At 68.5% G+C, this 17,528-nt stretch carries 15 protein-coding genes; 10 read left to right on the forward strand and 5 right to left on the reverse strand.

The genetic code is table 11. The features are described from left to right. The first annotated feature begins 44 nt into the window (after window positions 1-44). A complete protein-coding gene (locus NNZ72_RS06525) occupies window positions 45-431 on the forward strand; it encodes a hypothetical protein (protein WP_257314296.1) in 387 nt (128 codons plus the stop codon). A 118-nt stretch (window positions 432-549) separates the two neighbouring features. Next, window positions 550-1,212: a M15 family metallopeptidase gene (locus NNZ72_RS06530; protein WP_257314297.1), complete on the forward strand. Its 663-nt coding sequence runs from the start codon at window positions 550-552 to the stop codon at window positions 1,210-1,212. Between the two features lie 8 nt (window positions 1,213-1,220). Here the strand turns inward: NNZ72_RS06530 and NNZ72_RS06535 are convergent, their stop codons facing one another. The 3 genes from NNZ72_RS06535 to fumC all read right to left on the reverse strand — a co-directional run bounded on the left by NNZ72_RS06535 (window position 1,221) and on the right by fumC (window position 4,672). After that, the gene (locus tag NNZ72_RS06535) at window positions 1,221-1,856 is read right to left on the reverse strand and encodes a L,D-transpeptidase (RefSeq protein ID WP_257314298.1); all 636 of its coding nucleotides are present in this window, start codon (window positions 1,854-1,856) and stop codon (window positions 1,221-1,223) included. A gap of 168 nt (window positions 1,857-2,024) precedes the next feature. Next, the gene (locus NNZ72_RS06540; RefSeq protein ID WP_257314299.1) at window positions 2,025-3,095 is read right to left on the reverse strand and encodes a GGDEF domain-containing protein; all 1,071 of its coding nucleotides are present in this window, start codon (window positions 3,093-3,095) and stop codon (window positions 2,025-2,027) included. A 167-nt stretch (window positions 3,096-3,262) separates the two neighbouring features. Further along, a complete protein-coding gene (gene fumC / locus NNZ72_RS06545; RefSeq protein ID WP_257314300.1) occupies window positions 3,263-4,672 on the reverse strand; it encodes a class II fumarate hydratase in 1,410 nt (469 codons plus the stop codon). A gap of 442 nt (window positions 4,673-5,114) precedes the next feature. Between fumC and NNZ72_RS06550 the strand changes: the two genes are divergently transcribed. Beyond that, window positions 5,115-7,007, forward strand: coding sequence for a L,D-transpeptidase family protein (locus NNZ72_RS06550; protein WP_257314301.1), 1,893 nt, complete (start codon window positions 5,115-5,117; stop codon window positions 7,005-7,007). A 147-nt stretch (window positions 7,008-7,154) separates the two neighbouring features. Here the strand turns inward: NNZ72_RS06550 and NNZ72_RS06555 are convergent, their stop codons facing one another. Beyond that, window positions 7,155-7,829 (reverse strand): HAD family hydrolase, encoded by a 675-nt coding sequence (locus NNZ72_RS06555; protein ID WP_257314302.1) that lies wholly within the window; start codon window positions 7,827-7,829, stop codon window positions 7,155-7,157. Between the two features lie 201 nt (window positions 7,830-8,030). Between NNZ72_RS06555 and rpiA the strand changes: the two genes are divergently transcribed. The 5 genes from rpiA (at window position 8,031) to NNZ72_RS06580 (ending at window position 12,789) form a co-directional block, all read left to right on the forward strand. Then, window positions 8,031-8,729 (forward strand): ribose-5-phosphate isomerase RpiA, encoded by a 699-nt coding sequence (gene rpiA, locus NNZ72_RS06560; RefSeq protein ID WP_257314305.1) that lies wholly within the window; start codon window positions 8,031-8,033, stop codon window positions 8,727-8,729. Window positions 8,730-8,747: 18 nt separating this feature from the next. Continuing rightward, on the forward strand, window positions 8,748-9,284 hold the full coding sequence (locus NNZ72_RS06565) for a DUF2059 domain-containing protein (RefSeq protein WP_257314306.1): 537 nt from the start codon (window positions 8,748-8,750) through the stop codon (window positions 9,282-9,284). Window positions 9,285-9,399: 115 nt separating this feature from the next. Beyond that, window positions 9,400-10,788 (forward strand): glutathione-disulfide reductase, encoded by a 1,389-nt coding sequence (gor, locus tag NNZ72_RS06570; protein ID WP_257314308.1) that lies wholly within the window; start codon window positions 9,400-9,402, stop codon window positions 10,786-10,788. Window positions 10,789-10,896: 108 nt separating this feature from the next. Beyond that, on the forward strand, window positions 10,897-12,270 hold the full coding sequence (locus NNZ72_RS06575) for a class II 3-deoxy-7-phosphoheptulonate synthase (protein ID WP_257314309.1): 1,374 nt from the start codon (window positions 10,897-10,899) through the stop codon (window positions 12,268-12,270). 123 nt (window positions 12,271-12,393) lie between these two features. Next, on the forward strand, window positions 12,394-12,789 hold the full coding sequence (locus NNZ72_RS06580) for a GFA family protein (RefSeq protein ID WP_257314310.1): 396 nt from the start codon (window positions 12,394-12,396) through the stop codon (window positions 12,787-12,789). 9 nt (window positions 12,790-12,798) lie between these two features. On the opposite strand, the gene NNZ72_RS06585 is transcribed toward NNZ72_RS06580, so the two are convergent. Continuing rightward, on the reverse strand, window positions 12,799-14,772 hold the full coding sequence (locus tag NNZ72_RS06585) for an LTA synthase family protein (RefSeq protein WP_257314311.1): 1,974 nt from the start codon (window positions 14,770-14,772) through the stop codon (window positions 12,799-12,801). Window positions 14,773-14,955: 183 nt separating this feature from the next. Here NNZ72_RS06585 and NNZ72_RS06590 point away from each other — a divergent pair, with 183 nt between their 5' ends. Both NNZ72_RS06590 and NNZ72_RS06595 read left to right on the forward strand, forming a co-directional pair. After that, on the forward strand, window positions 14,956-16,635 hold the full coding sequence (locus NNZ72_RS06590) for an NAD+ synthase (protein WP_257314313.1): 1,680 nt from the start codon (window positions 14,956-14,958) through the stop codon (window positions 16,633-16,635). A 2-nt stretch (window positions 16,636-16,637) separates the two neighbouring features. Then, window positions 16,638-17,465: a TolB family protein gene (locus NNZ72_RS06595; protein WP_257314314.1), complete on the forward strand. Its 828-nt coding sequence runs from the start codon at window positions 16,638-16,640 to the stop codon at window positions 17,463-17,465. Window positions 17,466-17,528: the final 63 nt, after the last annotated feature.

Consider the following 17,528-nt stretch of genomic DNA (forward strand, 5'->3'; position numbering starts at 1 on the left):
GCCGCCGGCCGTCTTCCGTTGGGACGCATTGCAAGGAGCATGTCATGCGGAGAGGGATTTTGGCGGCGGCGCTCGCCGCCGGGCTCGGGCTTGCCGGGGGCGCGGCGCGGGCCGACGATCTGATCGAGACCTACAATGCCTATATCGGCCAGGACGATCTCTACAATTCCGGCAACCAGCGCCTGAGGGAGCCCTGGCAGGTCATCCGCCAGGACCGCGCCAACGTGCACCGGTTCGGCATCCGCCAGCCCGGCGACGACGTCGACGGCTTCTTCGGCTCGGCCCGCAACCGCGAACTCGCCGAGCGGATGATCCGCCGCGGCCGGATCGAGCGGTCCGCGGCGCGCCGCCTGCTCCAGGGCGACGTGCGGGTCTACGTGGAAATCTGGCGCGGGCCGGGAGGCGACTATCTCAACATCACGGTGGATTGAGCGGGCCGGCCTGCTCGGGCTTCTTCTGCTCGCCGCTCTGCCGCTGCGCGCGGCGGAGCCGGACCTCGCGGCGCGCCTGCGGCTGCTGGCCGACGCCTATCCGGAGACGATCGCCGGCGTGGAGGGCGGGAGCCTCGTCTTCCGCGACGGCGGGCCGGCGATGGCGATAGACGACGGCAGGGCGAAGAGCCACCAGGAGGCGCTCGCCGCCGGCGATATCGAGGACAGCCTTTCCCAGCTCTACCCGCTCGGCGCCTGCGAGCGGGCGCCGGAGGTCGATTTCGACCCGGGCCGCATCCGCAGCGACGCGCTGATGATGCGGCTCTACGGCCGCTCGGCGCGCGCCGTCGAGGCGGACCTCGTGCCGGTGACGTGGTTCGGCGGCACCGTGCGCGTCACCAGGCGGCAGGGTGCGGCGGCGGCGCTGGAGCGGGTGCGCGACGCGCTCGCGGGGCGGCCGGCGCTGGCGCGCTATCTCGCGCCGTCGGCCGGCACCTTCAACTGGCGCAAGGTGGCGGGGGCGGCCAACATGTCGGTGCACAGCTTCGGCGCGGCGATCGACCTCAACACGAAATTCGCCGACTACTGGGTCTGGGCCGGCGGCAAGCCCGGCAACGTGCCGTCCCACCGCAACAGGTATCCGCTCGAGATCGTCGCGGCCTTCGAGGCGGAGGGCTTCATCTGGGGCGGGCGCTGGTACCACTACGACACCATGCATTTCGAATACCGCCCCGAGCTGATCGCGATCGCCAGGGCGGCGGGCGCTTCCGCCTGCCGCTGATCCCGCCGTCAGTCGCGGACGATCACCGTCGCGCCGATCCGGACCTGGGCGTAGAGGTGCTCGACGTCCTCGTTGGCCATGCGGATGCAGCCGGAGGACTGCGCCTTGCCGAGCGAGGAGGGCTGGTTGGTGCCGTGGATGCGGTAGATGGTCGAGCCGAGGTAGAGGGCGCGCGCGCCGAGCGGGTTGTCGAGGCCGCCGTCCATCGACACCGGCAGGATCTTGCCCTTCCTCGCCTCGCGGGCGCGCATGTCCTCCGGCGGCGTCCAGGTCGGCCATTCGACCTTGCGCGTGACCTTCTGCGAGCCGGTCCAGACGAAGCCCTCGCGGCCGATGCTGACGGCGTACTTCATCGCGATGCCGTGGCCGAGCACGTGGTAGAGGCGGCGCTCGGAATTGTCGACGACGATCGTGCCGGGCGCGAGCGTCTCCGGGAAGGCGACGAGCTCGCGGGCGATCGGCGCGCGGCTGACGGCGGCGAGTTTTCTCGCGGAGGCGACCGGCTTCCCGCCGGACAGCACCTGCAGCCATCCGGTCTTCTGCGCGGTCGCGGCGAGTGCGGCGACTTCGATCGGCCGGTCGGCCGATGCCGCCGCGGTGGCGGACAGGAGGCCGGCGAGGAGGGCGAGGGCGATGGTCTTCATGGCGTTGATCCCCGTTTCTTGCGCCGGCGCGGTCATGCCCGGCTTTCGTCTTCCGATGGGGATCTTGTAGGAGACGCCGCCCGGCGGCGGTGTTCCGGCGGGAACAGGCACCGGAAAGCGGAACGGCGCCCCGCGGGCGCCGTTCCGGAAAAGGGGGAAGAGGGGTGTCTATTTGCGGTAGATGAGCCAGCTCTTGGAAAAGTCCTTCTTCATGCCCTCCTCGAAGGCCATGGTGCGGTTGCGCCCGCCGTTCTTGGCGCAGTAGAGGGCGATGTCGGCCTTGGAATAGAGCTCGCCCGGGCCTTCCGCCTCGGAGGCCATGCACAGGCCGAGCGAGATGGTGATCGGGCCGTAGTTGACGCCGGTCCTGGAATTCTTGAAGGGCGTGTTCTCGAGCGCGATGCGGATGCGCTCGGCGATCGTCATCGCCTCCTCCTCGGTGTTGCCCTCGATCACCAGCGCGAACTCCTCGCCGCCGGCGCGGGCGACGAAGATGTCCTTGCGCACGTTGGCGCGGATGAGGCTCGCCACCGAGGCGAGGATCTTGTCGCCGACGGGATGGCCGTAGGTGTCGTTGATCTTCTTGAAATGGTCGATGTCGGCGAGGATCAGCGCGGTGACGTTGCGCGTCATCGAGGTGTTGTAGATCGCCGAGAGCTTGTCGTCGAAGGCGCGGCGGTTGGAGAGCTGGGTCAGCGAATCGGTGTTGGCGATGCGCTTGTACTCGTCGAGCTCCTTGCGCACGACGTCCATCTCGCGCGACTTCTGCACGACGTTCTCCACCATCTCCTTGCCCTGCGAGATGGTGTCGCCCGTCGCCTCCGTCAGCACGCCGATGACGCTCTTCAGGATGTCGACGCTCGCCGTGTTCTTGCTGGTGATGCGCAGGAAGGTCTCGTCGAGCAGCTTGGTGTAGCTTTCGAGCGAGGTCTGCTCCTGCTTGAGCAGGCGCAGCAGCCCTTCGAGCTCGCCGACGAGCTTGGTGTGGGCGCCGTCGATGGCCTCCGTGCGGTGGTGATGGCCGAAATACTGCGCGCCGATCGCGTCGAGCTCCTCCTGCGAGGCCTTGCTGCCGAGGGCCGCCAGTTCGCGCGTCAGCTTGGGATTGGAGCCGATATAGGCCTCGTAGAACAGCTCGTAGTTGCGCGGAATGGGCGAGACACCCATGATGCGCATGGCATACGTCACCTGTGCCGCGATGTCCGGCACCTGTACCCTCTGCGCGACTGCCGTGTTCATGTCGGCTGCTCCTGACCGCTCTCGTTTGCTCGCGGACCCCAAAATATAAGTAAAATGCTTTGGGAAGTATTAACGAAACGCACTTCCGTAACGTAATGCGAGAGATGCGAAAGGCCGCGAAACCAGGGGGTCGCGGCCTTTCGCATGGTGAAGGGCGGGAGAGGGGATCAGCCCGGCATGATCATCTTTTCCGGCCGGACGACCTCGTCGAATTCCGCGTCGGTGACGTAGCCGCCGCCGACGGCCTCCTCGCGCAGCGTCGTGCCGTTCCTGTGGGCGGTCTTGGCGATCTTCGCGGCGTTGTCGTAGCCGATCTTCGGCGCGAGCGCGGTGACGAGCATCAGCGAGCGGTCGAGCGCGGCCTTGATGTTGTCCTCGCGCGCCTCGATGCCGGTCACGCAATTGTCGGTGAAGGAGACCGCCGCGTCGGAAAGGAGCTGCACGGACTGCAGGAAGTTGTAGGCCATCAGCGGGTTGTAGACGTTGAGCTCGAAATGGCCCTGGCTGCCGGCGAAGGTCAGCGCCGCATGGTTGCCGAAGACCTGCACGCAGACCTGCGTCAGCGCCTCGCACTGGGTCGGGTTGACCTTGCCCGGCATGATCGAGGAACCGGGCTCGTTCTCCGGCAGCGCCAGCTCGCCGAGCCCCGAGCGCGGGCCGGAGCCGAGGAAGCGGATATCGTTGGCGATCTTGAAGAGGGCGGCGGCGGCGGCGTTGATCGCGCCGTGCGAGAAGACCATCGAATCATGGGCGGCGAGCGCCTCGAACTTGTTCGGCGCGGTCTTGAAGGCGATGCCGGTGATGGCGGCGATATGCTCGGCCACCTTCTCGGCGAAGCCGACCGGGGCGTTGAGGCCCGTGCCGACGGCGGTGCCGCCCTGGGCGAGCTCGCACAGCCCCGGCAGCGTCAGCTCGATGCGGGCGATCGAGGAGGCGACCTGCGCGGCGTAGCCGGAGAATTCCTGGCCCAGCGTCAGCGGGGTCGCGTCCTGCGTGTGCGTGCGGCCGATCTTGATGATGTGGTCGAAGGCCTTGACCTTGGCTTCCAGCGCGGCGTGCAGGTGCTTCAGCGCCGGGATGAGGTCGTGGACGATGCGCTCGGCGCAGGCGATGTGCATGGCCGTCGGATAGGTGTCGTTCGACGACTGGCTCATGTTGACGTGGTCGTTCGGATGCACCGGCTTCTTCGAGCCCATGGTGCCGCCGAGCATCTCGATCGCCCGGTTGGAGATGACCTCGTTGGCGTTCATGTTGGACTGGGTGCCGGAGCCCGTCTGCCAGACGACGAGCGGGAAGTGGTCGTCCAGCTTGCCGTCGATCACCTCCTGCGCGGCGGCGACGATCGCCTCGCCGAGCTTCGGGTCGAGGCGGCCGAGCTCCATGTTGGCACGCGCGGCGGCCTGCTTGACGATGCCGAGCGCCCGGACGACCGACAGCGGCTGCTTCTCCCAGCCGATCCTGAAATTGCCGCGCGAGCGCTCGGCCTGCGCGCCCCAGTAGCGGCTGCCGTCCACCTCGATTTCGCCGAATGTATCCGTTTCCGTGCGCGTCGTCATCGTGCCTTCCGCCTTGCCCATGCCCTTGCGTCCTGCCGCCGGCCCGTCGCCGCATGGTGGGACGGCCGGCGCGAAATCGGCCTTTCTCTGGCCCATCTGCGACCCGCTTGTAAAGGGGAGCGGGGGCGCTTGCGGGCGAGACTTTCGGTTAAAATCGATTAGCGGCCGCCTGCCGCCCGACGCTGCGGCGGCTGTGCCTTTTGCGTCACAAGCGTCCGCCGGTTTTGCGCAGGCCGCGGGCGGCGCGTCGGGGATTTCCGCCGGCCGCCGCGAAAAATCGCGATCGAAATCAAATTTTTACCGGCCGTCATCCGTGTCCGGCACAGCGGTCCGCGCGGCGGTCGCCGCAGGGATGGGGGATGGGGCGTTTTCTTTTCATTCACCATCCTTTCCTATAACTTCCCGGCCTGCTGGTTCGGGCGCCGTCACGGAATCGGGTTTCCCGTCGGGGATTGGAATACAGATGAGATTGACCAAGACTGCGGCCATGGCCGCGCTGGCGCTTTCCTGCGCCTTCGCCACGTTCGACGCGACGCCGGCCTCCGCAAGCTCGCTGACCCTGATGGACATCCTGCGCGGCAAGCGCCAGCAGAAGGCCGAGCCGCTGCCCGGCGTCTCGCAGGGCATCGGACTGCCCGGCCAGAAGGGCGAGACGAAGCGCACGGCCGAGCCGCCGCGCGTCACCGGCCCGCGCTACTACACCTACAAGGCCGACGGGCTGAAGCGCATCGCCGTCGAGAAGCTCGCCGACCCGGTGGTGACGGCCTCGATCGCCAGCGAAGGCCAGTCGTCGATCCGCCATCCGGACGACGCGGGCGTGCGCGCCGCGTTCGCGAGCGTCGACGTGCGCGCGCCGGCCGAAAGCGCCAAGGCCGTCGAGACCTTCTATGCCGACAACCGCAAGCCGCTCTGGGTCGGGGGCACGGCCGTCAACGCCCGGGCGCGCGCCGCGCTCGCCGTGCTCGCCGACGCGGCCGCCGTCGGGCTCGACCCGGCGGACTACGCCGTCGCCGTTCCGGACGACACGTTCGACGCGGCCGACATGGCGAGCCGCCACCGCGCGCTCGCGACGTTCGAGCTGCGCCTGTCGGCGGCGGTCGCGACCTATGTGCTCGACGCCGTGCGCGGGCGGATCGACCCGAACCGCATCTCCGGCTACCACGACTTCAAGCGCAAGGAGGTGAACCTCGTCGCGGCGCTGCGCAACGTCGCGCTGAGCAACGACGTCGCCGCCTATCTCGAAAGCCGCTCGCCGGCGGGCGCCCATTTCCAGGCGCTGAAGGCGGAGCTGGCGCGGCTGAAGGCCGCCTCGGGCGCGGAGGACCGCATCACCATCGCCGAGGGCACGCTGCTGAAGCCCGGCCAGTCGAGCCCGGAGCTCGCCAATGTCGTCAAGGGCATCGTCCGGCACGGCTCCGAGGCGCTGAAGGCCGAGCATGCGGCGACGATCGCCGGCTACGGCGGCACGCCCGACTACACGCCCGAGCTCGTGGCGCTGGTCGAGGCGTTCCAGAAGGAGAAGGGGCTGAAGCCGGACGGCATCGTCGGCAAGGCGTCGATCCGCCTCCTGACGGGCGGCGATTCGCTCGAAGGCAGGATCGCCAAGCTGGAGGTGGCGATGGAGCAGGCGCGCTGGCTGCCGGCCGATCTCGGCCCGCGCCACGTCTTCATCAACCAGCCGGCCTACACGGTCTACTACCACGAGAACGGCGCCGAGCAGTTCTCGATGCGCGTGGTCGTCGGCTCGAAGGCGAACCAGACCTATTTCTTCGAGGACCGCATCCGCACCGTCGAGTTCAACCCGTCCTGGGGCGTGCCGCAGTCGATCATCATCAACGAGATGCTGCCGAAGCTGCGCTCCGACCCGTCCTATCTCGACCGGATGGGCTACGAGGTGTCGGTCGGCGGGCGCGCGGTCTCCTCCTCGGCGGTCGACTGGTACGGCTCGACGGCGGGCGTCTCCGTGCGCCAGCCGCCGAGCAGCGACAACGCGCTCGGCGAACTGAAGATCCTGTTCCCGAACAGCCACGCCATCTACATGCACGACACGCCGTCGAAGAGCTTCTTCAAACGGGACATGCGGGCGCTGAGCCACGGCTGCGTGCGGCTTGCCGAGCCGCGCCGGATGGCGGCGGCCGTGCTCGGCACGACGGTGGAGGCGGTCGGCGCGGAGATCGCCGGCGGCCGCAACAAGGCGGTGGGCGTCAAGGCCGACATCCCGATCTACATCGCCTATTTCACCGCCTGGCCGGACAAGGACGGCACGGTCGAGTATTTCGACGACGTCTACGGCCGCGACGACTACATGCGCAAGGCCTTCGCCGCGACGAAGGCGGCGCGGCAGGTGGAAGGGTGAGGTAGGCGGAAGCATTCGGAAATTCCCCCCGCATCCGCCTGCCGGCACCTTCTCCCCGGCGGGGAGAAGGGCGGAAACGAGACGTCGGCGGCTATTTCCTTCTCCCCCCGGGGAGAAGGTCGCCCGAAGGGCCGGATGAGGGGGCTTTCAGCGCGACAGCAGCCGGTCGACGAGGTCGGGCGTCAGTTCGTCGAAATGGGAGATCACGTGCGTCGGGTCGAGCTCGGCGACGGGCACGTCCGAATAGCCGAAGGGCACGCCGATCGACGGCACGCCGGCATTGCGGGCGACCAGGACGTCGTTGAGGCTGTCGCCGACCATGACGGTGCGGGCGGGATCGCCCTCCGCCCGCCGCACCGTGCCGAGCAGGTGCTCGGCGTCGGGCTTGCGGACGGTGAACGTGTCGCCGCCGGTGATCGCCGAGAAGCGCGGCGACAGCCCCAGCTCGTCGATCAGCCGGCGGGCGAGCATCTCCATCTTGTTGGTGCAGACGGCGAGCCGGAAGCCGGCGCCGGAGAGCCGGTCCATGGCCGCGACGAGACCCGGATAGGGGGCGGAGACGCCCGGCATCGCCCCGGCATAGTGCTCGACGAAGACGCCCAGCATGCGCTCCAGGTCGCCTTCGGCGAGCTCGCGGCCGCGCAGCGAGAAGGCGCGGCGGATCATCACCTGGCCGCCGTGGCCGACGAGCCAGGTGAGGTCGTCGAGGCCGACCGGCTCGAGTCCTTCGAGCGAGATCGTGTGGTTTAGGCTCGCCACCAGGTCCTGGGCGGTGTCGATGAGCGTACCGTCGAGATCGAAGACGACAAGGGGAGCGGACATGCGGGCGGACCTTTGCGGATGAGGGACGGGCGGGATTTCCCGGTAAGGGATGGGGGCCGCTTTTGCAATCCTTTCCCCGCCGCGGGCCGGCGCGGTCGCCCGTTTAGGGCTTTCGTTTGCGGCGGAGGGCGTGTAAGTGTCGGATCGCAATCCGCGGCCGGCCCGTCCGGCCGCAGACGACCCTCAGGGAGCTTTCGGCGCATGGACGCCCGGGAAATGAAGATCAAGGCGGCCGAAGCCGCGCTTGCCCATGTGGAAGACGGCATGCGTCTCGGCATCGGCACCGGCTCGACCGCGGAGGAATTCGTGCGGCTGCTCGCCGAACGGGTCGCCGACGGGCTGAAGGTGGAGGGCGTTCCGACCTCCGAGCGCACCGCGCGACTCTGCGTCGAGCTCGGCGTGCCGCTGAAATCGCTCGACGAGCTGCCGGAGCTCGATCTCACCGTCGACGGCGCCGACGAGGTGGACGGGAGCCTGCGGCTGATCAAGGGCGGCGGCGGCGCGCTGCTGCGCGAGAAGATCGTCGCGGCGGCCTCCGCCCGCATGATCGTGATCGCCGACGAGAGCAAGGTGGTCGACACGCTCGGCGCCTTCAAGCTGCCGATCGAGGTCAATCCCTTCGGCCTCGTCGCCACCCGCATCGCCATCGAGAAGACGGCCGCACGGCTCGGCCTTTCCGGCCCGCTCGAGCTGCGCATGGCCGGCCGCGACCCGTTCACGACGGACGGCGGACACTACATTCTCGACGCATCTTTTGGCCGCATTCCTGATGCAGATGCGCTGGCCGGAAGCCTCAATTTCATTCCCGGTGTCGTGGAAAACGGGTTGTTCATCAACATGGCGTCGCTTGCCATCATCGCCGGTCCGGCCGGCGCGCGCACGCTGACGGCGAAAGACTAGACAGGAGCACTGACCAACATGATCAACATCGCTGGTTTCGGCCGGACCCTTGCCGCAACGCTCGTCGTCACGGCCGGGCTCACCGGCGCGGTCAAGGCGCAGGACGTGACGGAAGACCAGATCAAGGTCGCCCGCGCCGCGATCGACGCGCTCGGCGCGACGGTGAACTTCGACAACATCCTGCCGGGGCTGGCCGAGCGCCTCAAGGCCTCGCTGATCCAGGCCTCGCCGAATCACGAGCCCGAGATCAACGCCGTCGTCGACGAGCAGGCGCTGGCGCTGGCGCCGCGCCGCGCCGACCTCGAGCGCGAGGCCGCGACGATCTACGCCAAGACCTTCAGCCAGGAGGAATTGAAGGCGATCGCCGACTTCTACTCCTCGCCGGTCGGCAAGAAGCTGCTCAAGGACGGACCGATCGCCACGCGCGAGCTGGTGCGCGCCGCCGAGATCTGGGCGTCCGGCATCCAGCGCGACCTCGCCGACGAGAGCGGCAAGAAGCTGCAGACCGTCGTCGGCGCCGCGCCGGAAGGCGGCGAAGCCCAGCCGCAGCAGTAACACCGCTTCCTCCGGCGGCACCTGTCGCCGGAGCCCCGCCTGCCTTCGCTTCACGCAGTTCCGGACGCAAAGCCGCTTGCACATTTTTGCTGGAATTGCATTCGGGAGACCGTCCATGCCGGCATTCGACTACGATCTCTTCGTCATCGGCGGGGGCTCGGGCGGCGTGCGCAGCGCGCGGCTCGCGGCGGCGATGGGCAGGAAGGTGGCGATCGCCGAGGAATACCGCTACGGCGGCACCTGCGTCATCCGCGGCTGCGTGCCGAAGAAGCTCTACGTCTACGCCTCGCAGTTCCCCGAGCATTTCGAGGATGCCGCCGGCTTCGGCTGGCAGGTGGGCGAGACCCGCTTCGACTGGCAGGCGCTCGTCGCCGCCAAGGAGAAGGAGATCACCCGGCTCGAGGGGCTCTACCGCAAGGGGCTCGAGAATGCCGGCGCGAGCCTCCTCGACACCCGCGCCGAGCTGACCGGCCCGAACGGCGTGCGGCTCTGCGCGACGGGCGAGGAGGTGACGGCCGAGCGCATCGTGATTGCCGTCGGCGGCCGGCCGACGCCGCATGTCGACCTGCCGGGCCACGAGCTCTGCATCACCTCCAACGAGGCCTTCGACCTTCCGGAACTGCCGAAGTCGATCCTGATCGCCGGCGGCGGCTACATCGCCGTCGAATTCGCCAACATCTTCCACGGCCTCGGCGTCGAGACGACGCTGATCTATCGCGGCAAGGAGATCCTCTCGCGCTTCGACCAGGACATGCGCCGCGGCCTGCATGCGGCGATGGAGGCGAAGGGCATCCGCGTGCTCTGCGAGGACCTGATCCTCGCGGTGAGCGCGACGGAGGACGGCCGCCGCGCCGCGACCACGAAGAACAACGGCACGCTCACCGTCGACCGGGTGATGCTGGCGCTCGGCCGCACGCCGAACACCGAGGGCCTCGGCCTGGACAAGGCCGGCGTCGAGACGGACGCCAGGGGCGCGATCGTCGTCGATCCCTATTCGCGCACCAGCGTGGCGAGCATCTTCGCGCTCGGCGACGTGACGGACCGGGTGCAGCTCACCCCCGTGGCGATCCACGAGGCGATGTGCTTCGTCGAGACGGAACTGCGCGGCAATCCCGTCTCGCCCGACCACGACCTGATCGCCACCGCCGTCTTCTCGCAGCCCGAGATCGGCACCGTGGGCATGAGCGAGGAGGCGGCGGCGAAGGCCTTCCCGGCGATCGAGGTCTATCGCGCCGAGTTCCGGCCGATGAAGGCGACGCTGTCGGGCCGCGCCGAGCGGACGATCATGAAGCTCATCGTCAACGCCGCCGACCGCAAGGTCGTGGGCGCGCATATCCTCGGCCACGAGGCGGGCGAGATGGCGCAGCTTCTCGGCATCCCGCTCAAGGCCGGCTGCACCAAGGACGACTTCGACCGCACCATGGCCGTGCACCCGACGGCGGCGGAGGAGCTGGTGACCATGTACCAGCCGAGCTACCGCGTGGTGAACGGCGAGCGGGCCTGACGGTCCGGGGCTGGAACGGCGGCTATGCAAGGACCATGTAACGGTTTATAAGCCCGCATCTTTCAATGCAGGGGCGCTCCCCGGGGCGTCCGAGGACAGGTGAGTACCATGGCACAGAATTGGACGCCGAGCAGCTGGAGGCAGAAGCCCATCCAGCAGGTTCCGGACTATCCCGATCTCGCCGCGCTGGCGGCGACCGAAGAGCGCCTTGCGAAGTTTCCGCCGCTCGTCTTCGCCGGCGAGGCGCGCCGCCTGAAGAGCGCGCTCGCCAACGTCGCCGAGGGCAAGGGCTTCCTGCTGCAGGGCGGCGACTGCGCCGAGAGCTTCGCCGAGCACGGCGCCGACACGATCCGCGACTTCTTCCGCGCCTTCCTGCAGATGGCCGTCGTGCTGACCTTCGGCGCCCAGCAGCCCGTCGTGAAGGTCGGCCGCATCGCCGGCCAGTTCGCCAAGCCGCGCTCCTCGGGCGTCGAGAAGCAGGGGGACGTGACGCTGCCCTCCTATCGCGGCGACATCATCAACGGCATCGAGTTCACGGAAGAGGCGCGCATCCCCAATCCGGAACGGCAGATCATGGCCTACCGCCAGTCGGCCGCGACGCTGAACCTTCTGCGCGCCTTCGCGATGGGCGGCTACGCCAACCTGGAGAACGTGCACCAGTGGATGCTCGGCTTCGTCAAGGACTCGCCGCAGGCCGAGCGCTACCGCAAGCTCGCCGACCGGATCTCCGAGACGATGGACTTCATGAAGGCGATCGGCATCTCGGCGGAGAACAACCCGTCGCTGCGCGAGACCGACTTCTTCACCAGCCACGAGGCGCTGCTGCTCGGCTACGAGCAGGCGCTGACGCGCGTCGATTCCACCTCCGGCGACTGGTACGCCACCTCTGGCCACATGATCTGGATCGGCGACCGCACGCGCCAGCCCGACCACGCCCACGTCGAATATTGCCGCGGCATCAAGAACCCGATCGGCCTCAAGTGCGGCCCGTCGCTCTCCGGCGACGGCCTCCTGGAGCTGATCGACCTCCTGAACCCCGCCAACGAGCCGGGCCGGCTGACGCTGATCTGCCGCTTCGGCCACGACAAGGTCGCCGACAACCTGCCGCGCCTCATCCGCGCGGTCGAGCGCGAGGGCAAGAAGGTCGTCTGGTCCTGCGACCCGATGCACGGCAACACGATCACGCTCAACAACTACAAGACGCGGCCGTTCGAGCGGGTCCTGTCGGAGGTCGAGAGCTTCTTCCAGATCCACCGCGCCGAGGGCACGCATCCGGGCGGCATCCATGTCGAGATGACCGGCAACGACGTGACCGAGTGCACGGGCGGCGCGCGCGCGCTGTCGGGCGACGACCTCGCCGACCGCTACCACACCCATTGCGACCCGCGCCTCAACGCCGACCAGGCGCTGGAGCTCGCCTTCCTTCTCGCCGAGCGCATGAAGGGCGGCCGCGACGAGAAGCGCATGGTGGTGAACGCCTGATCGCCTTTCGTTCGCGCTTCGGTTCCGTCCATCAGCGGAACTGATGCCTGCATTCAGAAAGCTGCATTTGACAGGACCGGGCCGGCTGGCAAAGCTGGCCCGATCTTTGTTCGGGAGGATGCGATGGGCGAGGAGCATACGGGGCGGTGCCTGTGCGGCGCGGTGCGGTTCCGCACGACGGGGCCGCTGCGCGACGTGATCGCCTGCCACTGCGGCCAGTGCCGCAGGCAGAGCGGCCATCACTACGCCGCGACGAACGTGCGCGACGACGCCTTCTTCCTCGAAGGCGGGGAGAACCTCACCTGGTACCGGGCGAGCGACACCGCGTCGCGGGGCTTCTGCCGCACCTGCGGCTCGGCGCTGTTTTGGAAGGGCGACGGGCTCGACTACACCTCGATCATGGCGGGCAGCCTCGACAAGCCGACCGGCCTTGCGATCGGCTACCACATCTTCTGCGACGACAAGGGCGACTATTACGAGATCGCCGACGACGCGCCGCGCTATCCGCAGGGGCGCTGAGCCGCCCGCTCAGAAGCCCGCGGCCATCATGTCGGCGTGGGATTCGAAGAAGCGCTCCAGGCCGCGCTGCCGGCCGAACATCATGTCGTGCTGGAGCAGGCGGAAATCCTTCAGCAGCGGATCGACCGACTTGCCGCGCGACCATTCCGTCGTCGCCCTGCCGGCGGTGTCGACCAGCATGTAGCGGTCGATCACGCTCAGCTTCTCGCGCACGTCGCCGAGGAAGCCGGTGTAGTAGGGGTGCTCGTAGCCCGCTTCCTTGAGGATGTGGTAGGAGAGGAAGGCGGGGCTCACCGTGCCGATGTCCTTGCGCGGGCCGGTCTTGTTCGACCAGATGACGAGGGGCGTCTCGTGCTCCTTCTTCATCTGCTCGACCGTGCCCTTGCGCGAGGCGGTGACGCCCGGCATGTAGCCGGAATTCCTGTAGACGGTGTTGAGCGGCGGCAGGTGGTCGCCGAAGACGACGATGATCGTCTCGCGGTCGCGCGCGCTCGCCCAGTCCATCAGCACCTTCAGGCTGTCGTCGGCCTCCTTGACGCCCTGCGTGTAGGTGGCGAGCACCTGCGTGTCGCGCGCATCGAGGCCGCCCTCGACGCCGATCGTGTTCTTCGCGTAGCGGCCGACCTCGTAGGGGCCGTGGCCCTGCAGCGTCACGGCGAAGAAGAAGAACGGGCCGCTCTGCGTGTCCGCCTGGCGCATGATCTCCTTCGTCAGCGCCATGTCGGAGGTGAAGTTGCCGCGCCTGGCGAGCGGCGGCATGGCCTCCACGTCCTTGAACGTGTCGAAGCCGAAGGCCTGGTAGACGTTGGTGCGGTTCCAGAACCAGCCGCTGAACGGGTGGATCGCCCGCGTCGCATAGCCCTCGGCGCGGAAGAAGGTCGCAAGCGAGGGGATCGGCTTGCGGACATATTGCTGGTAGGGGATGGAGCCCGTCGGCAGGAAGGCGTTGGAGAAGCCCGTCAGCGCCTCGAACTCGATATTGGCGGTGAGCCCGCCGAATTCCGGCGAGAAGACGTGGCCGCCCATGTTCTCGCGGATGACCGGCATCGGGTCGGCGGACAGCTTCACGCTCTCGATGCGGGTCGGGTCCCACAGCGACTCGCTCATGACGACGATGACGTCGGGCTTGCCGCGGTGGCTGGTGCCGGCCGGCAGCACCTTGGTCGGGATGCGGTCGATGGCGTCCGCCGTGTAGCCCGCCGGCGCCTTGACGTTCGCCATCGGCAGGTTGATGGCGAAGGCCATCGTGAAGCCGTTGTGGCGGTAGTTCTCGGCCTGGTCCCAGAGGATCGGGTAGATCTTCAGCCGGTCGCGCACCCAGGAGAAGTCGTTGTAGTCCATGATCGACGCGAAGCCCGCAAGCAGCGGCAGCGCGACCAGGAGCCGGGAGAGGCGTTCCCTGCGGGTCAGCGGCCGGAAGCGGCGCCAGGCGAAGATCCAGAGGCCGACGAGCGCCGCGACGGCGGCGAGCGCGCCGAGGCCAAGGCCGACGGCCGTCCAGGGCCGGTCCTGCACCAGCACGGGCATCAGCTCCATGATCTGGCGGCCGAAGAGAAGGTCCGTCGGGTAGAGCGGGTCGGTGAGGAAGACCTGCTTCTGCTGCGAGATCACGCCCATCAGCAGCATCAGCGGCGAGACGATCAGCACCGCCTTGTGCTGCCGGCCGATCAGCGCGTCGATGGCGAGATAGGCGAGGAAGAAGACGCCGAGCGTCGCCCAGCCCGGCTGCTCGGCATTGGTGAGGAACGCGTAGGTCGCCTCGACCGAGCCGCGGGTGAGGAGCTCGACGGCGGCGACCGTCGCAAGCGCCAGCAGGAGGGAGACGGCGAGCGAGCCGGCGACGGCGGCGAGCACCCGCACCGGGCGCGCGAGCGCGTCCGCGCCGGCCTGCAGGCCCTCGGTTGCGGGTATCGCCGTCGCGCTGGTATTCCAAAGGGCCAAGGCCGTCTCCAAACTTTCATGAAAGTTTCGTACCCCTGTCATAGAAGTGTCATGTTGAACAGGGGATGAATGGATTGGCCAACGCGGCCCCACCGTTTTGGTTCCCCCTGTTGCGATGAGGCAATCGCCGGCCGGTTCATTCCCAAACGGTGCCGCATGCTCTAAAGAGCTTGTTCGGCGTCCGCCGCGGCGGCGCGCAGGGCAGCAGGAGACGGATCGGCTGAGATGAATTCGAAGACGGAAAAGGCGACGCTGCGCATCGCGGTCGCACAACTGAACCCGATCGTCGGCGACGTCGCCGGCAACCTCGCCAAGGCGCGCGCCGCGCGCGCCGACGCCGCCTCGCAGGGCGCCGACCTCCTGCTTTTGACGGAGCTGTTCCTGTCCGGCTATCCGCCGGAGGACCTCGTGCTCAAGCCCGCCTTCCTGAAGGCCTGCCGGCGCGCCGTCGAGGCGCTCGCCGCCGACACGGCCGACGGCGGCCCCGGCGTCATCGTCGGCTTCCCGCGCCAGGACGAGACCGGCCGCTACAATTCCGCGGCGGTGCTCGACGCGGGCAGGGTGCTTGCCGTGCGCGACAAGGTGGACCTGCCGAACTACGGCGAGTTCGACGAGAAGCGCGTCTTCGACCAGGGCGCGATGCCGGGCCCGGTGAATTTCCGCGGCGTGCGCCTCGGCATCCCGATCTGCGAGGACATCTGGGGCGAGCTCGGCGTCTGCGAGACGCTCGCCGAGAGCGGCGCGGAGATCCTGCTGTCGCCGAACGGCTCGCCCTACTATCGCGGCAAGGTCGACGTCCGCCACCAGGTCGTGCTGAAGCAGGTGATCGAGACCGGCCTGCCGATGCTCTACGCCAACCAGCTCGGCGGCCAGGACGAGCTCGTCTTCGACGGCGCGAGCTTCGCCTTCAACGCCGACAAGACGCTCGCCTTCCAGATGAGCCAGTTCGAGGAGACGATCGCGCTCACCACCTGGCGCCGGTGCCGCGACGGCTGGGCGTGCGATGCCGGGCCGATGTCGAAGATCCCCGAGCGCGAGGAGGCGGACTACCGCGCCTGCATGCTGGGCTTCCGCGACTACGTCAACAAGAACGGCTTCAAGACGGTCGTGCTCGGGCTTTCGGGCGGCATCGACTCGGCGATCTGCGCGGCGATCGCCGTCGACGCGCTCGGCGAGGAGCGGGTGCGCTGCGTCATGCTGCCCTACCGCTACACCTCGGCCGAATCGCTGGTGGACGCGTCGGCCTGCGCACGCGCGCTCGGCTGCCGCTACGACATCGTGCCGATCGAGGCGCCGGTGGGCGGCTTCCTCTCGGCGCTGTCGGAGCTCTTCGAGGGCACGGAGGCCGGCATTACGGAGGAGAACCTGCAGAGCCGCGCGCGCGGCACGATCCTGATGGCGATCTCCAACAAGTTCGGCGCGATGGTGGTGACGACCGGCAACAAGTCGGAGATGTCGGTCGGCTACGCCACGCTCTACGGCGACATGAACGGCGGCTTCAACCCGATCAAGGACCTCTACAAGATGCAGGTCTACGCGCTGTCGCGCTGGCGCAACGCCCACGTGCCGCCGGGCGCGCTCGGGCCCTCCGGCGAGGTGATCCCCGCCAACATCATCGACAAGGCGCCGTCGGCGGAGCTCCGCCCCAACCAGACCGACCAGGATTCGCTGCCGCCCTATCCGGTGCTCGACGACATCCTCGAATGCCTGGTGGAGCTGGAGATGGGCACGGAGGAGATCGTCGCGCGCGGCCATGATGAGGCGACCGTGCACCGGGTCGAGCACCTGCTCTACATCGCCGAGTACAAGCGCCGCCAGTCCGCCCCCGGCGTGAAGATCACCAGGAAGAATTTCGGCCGCGACCGCCGCTACCCGATCACCAACCGCTTCCGCGACCGGGGATGAGGATGCGCAGCTCCGTCGAGATCTTCGACGTCGTCACGGGTGAGACGCGCGTCGTCTGGCAGACGGAGCGGCTGGTGGAGGCGCCGAATTTTTCGCGCGACGGGCGGTTCCTCGTCATCAACGGCGACGGGCTGCTCTACCGGCTGTCGCTCGACGGCGGGGAGCCGGTGCGCATCGACACGGGCTTCGCCACCCGCTGCAACAACGACCACGGGCTGTCGCCGGACGGACGCCTGCTGGCGATCAGCGACAAGACGGAATTCGGCAGGTCGGCGATCTACGTGCTGCCGGCGGAGGGCGGCACGCCGCGGCTCGTCACGACCAGGCTGCCGTCCTACTGGCACGGCTGGTCGCCGGACGGGCGCGAGCTCGCCTATTGCGGCATCCGCGACGATCTCTTCGACATCTACACGATCTCCGTCGCGGGCGGCGAGGAGCGGCGGCTCACCTCCGGCGAGGGCCGCAACGACGGGCCGGACTGGTCGCCGGACGGCGAATGGATCTACTTCAACTCCAGCCGCACCGGCCGCATGCAGATCTGGCGCATCCGCCCGGACGGCAGCGAGCCGACGCGCATCACCGACAGTCCCTACGGCGACTGGTTCCCGCATCCCTCGCCGGACGGGCGGCACCTGCTGGTGCTCTCCTACGACGGCGACGTGTTCGACCATCCGCGCGACCGCGACGTGCGGCTGCGGCTGATGGACATGGACGGCGGCGATGCCCGCGTGCTCTTCGCGCTGTTCGGCGGGCAGGGGACGATCAACGTGCCGAACTGGGCGCCGGACGGCCGCCGCTTCGCCTTCGTGCGCTATGCGCCGGAAGCCTGAAAGGCCTTTTCGCACAGGCCGCAAGGCGTGGAGGCTCGCAGATCGGATCGTGTCGGGGGACCG

It is taken from the genome of Shinella pollutisoli, from assembly GCF_024609765.1.
GTDB lineage: Bacteria > Pseudomonadota > Alphaproteobacteria > Rhizobiales > Rhizobiaceae > Shinella > Shinella pollutisoli.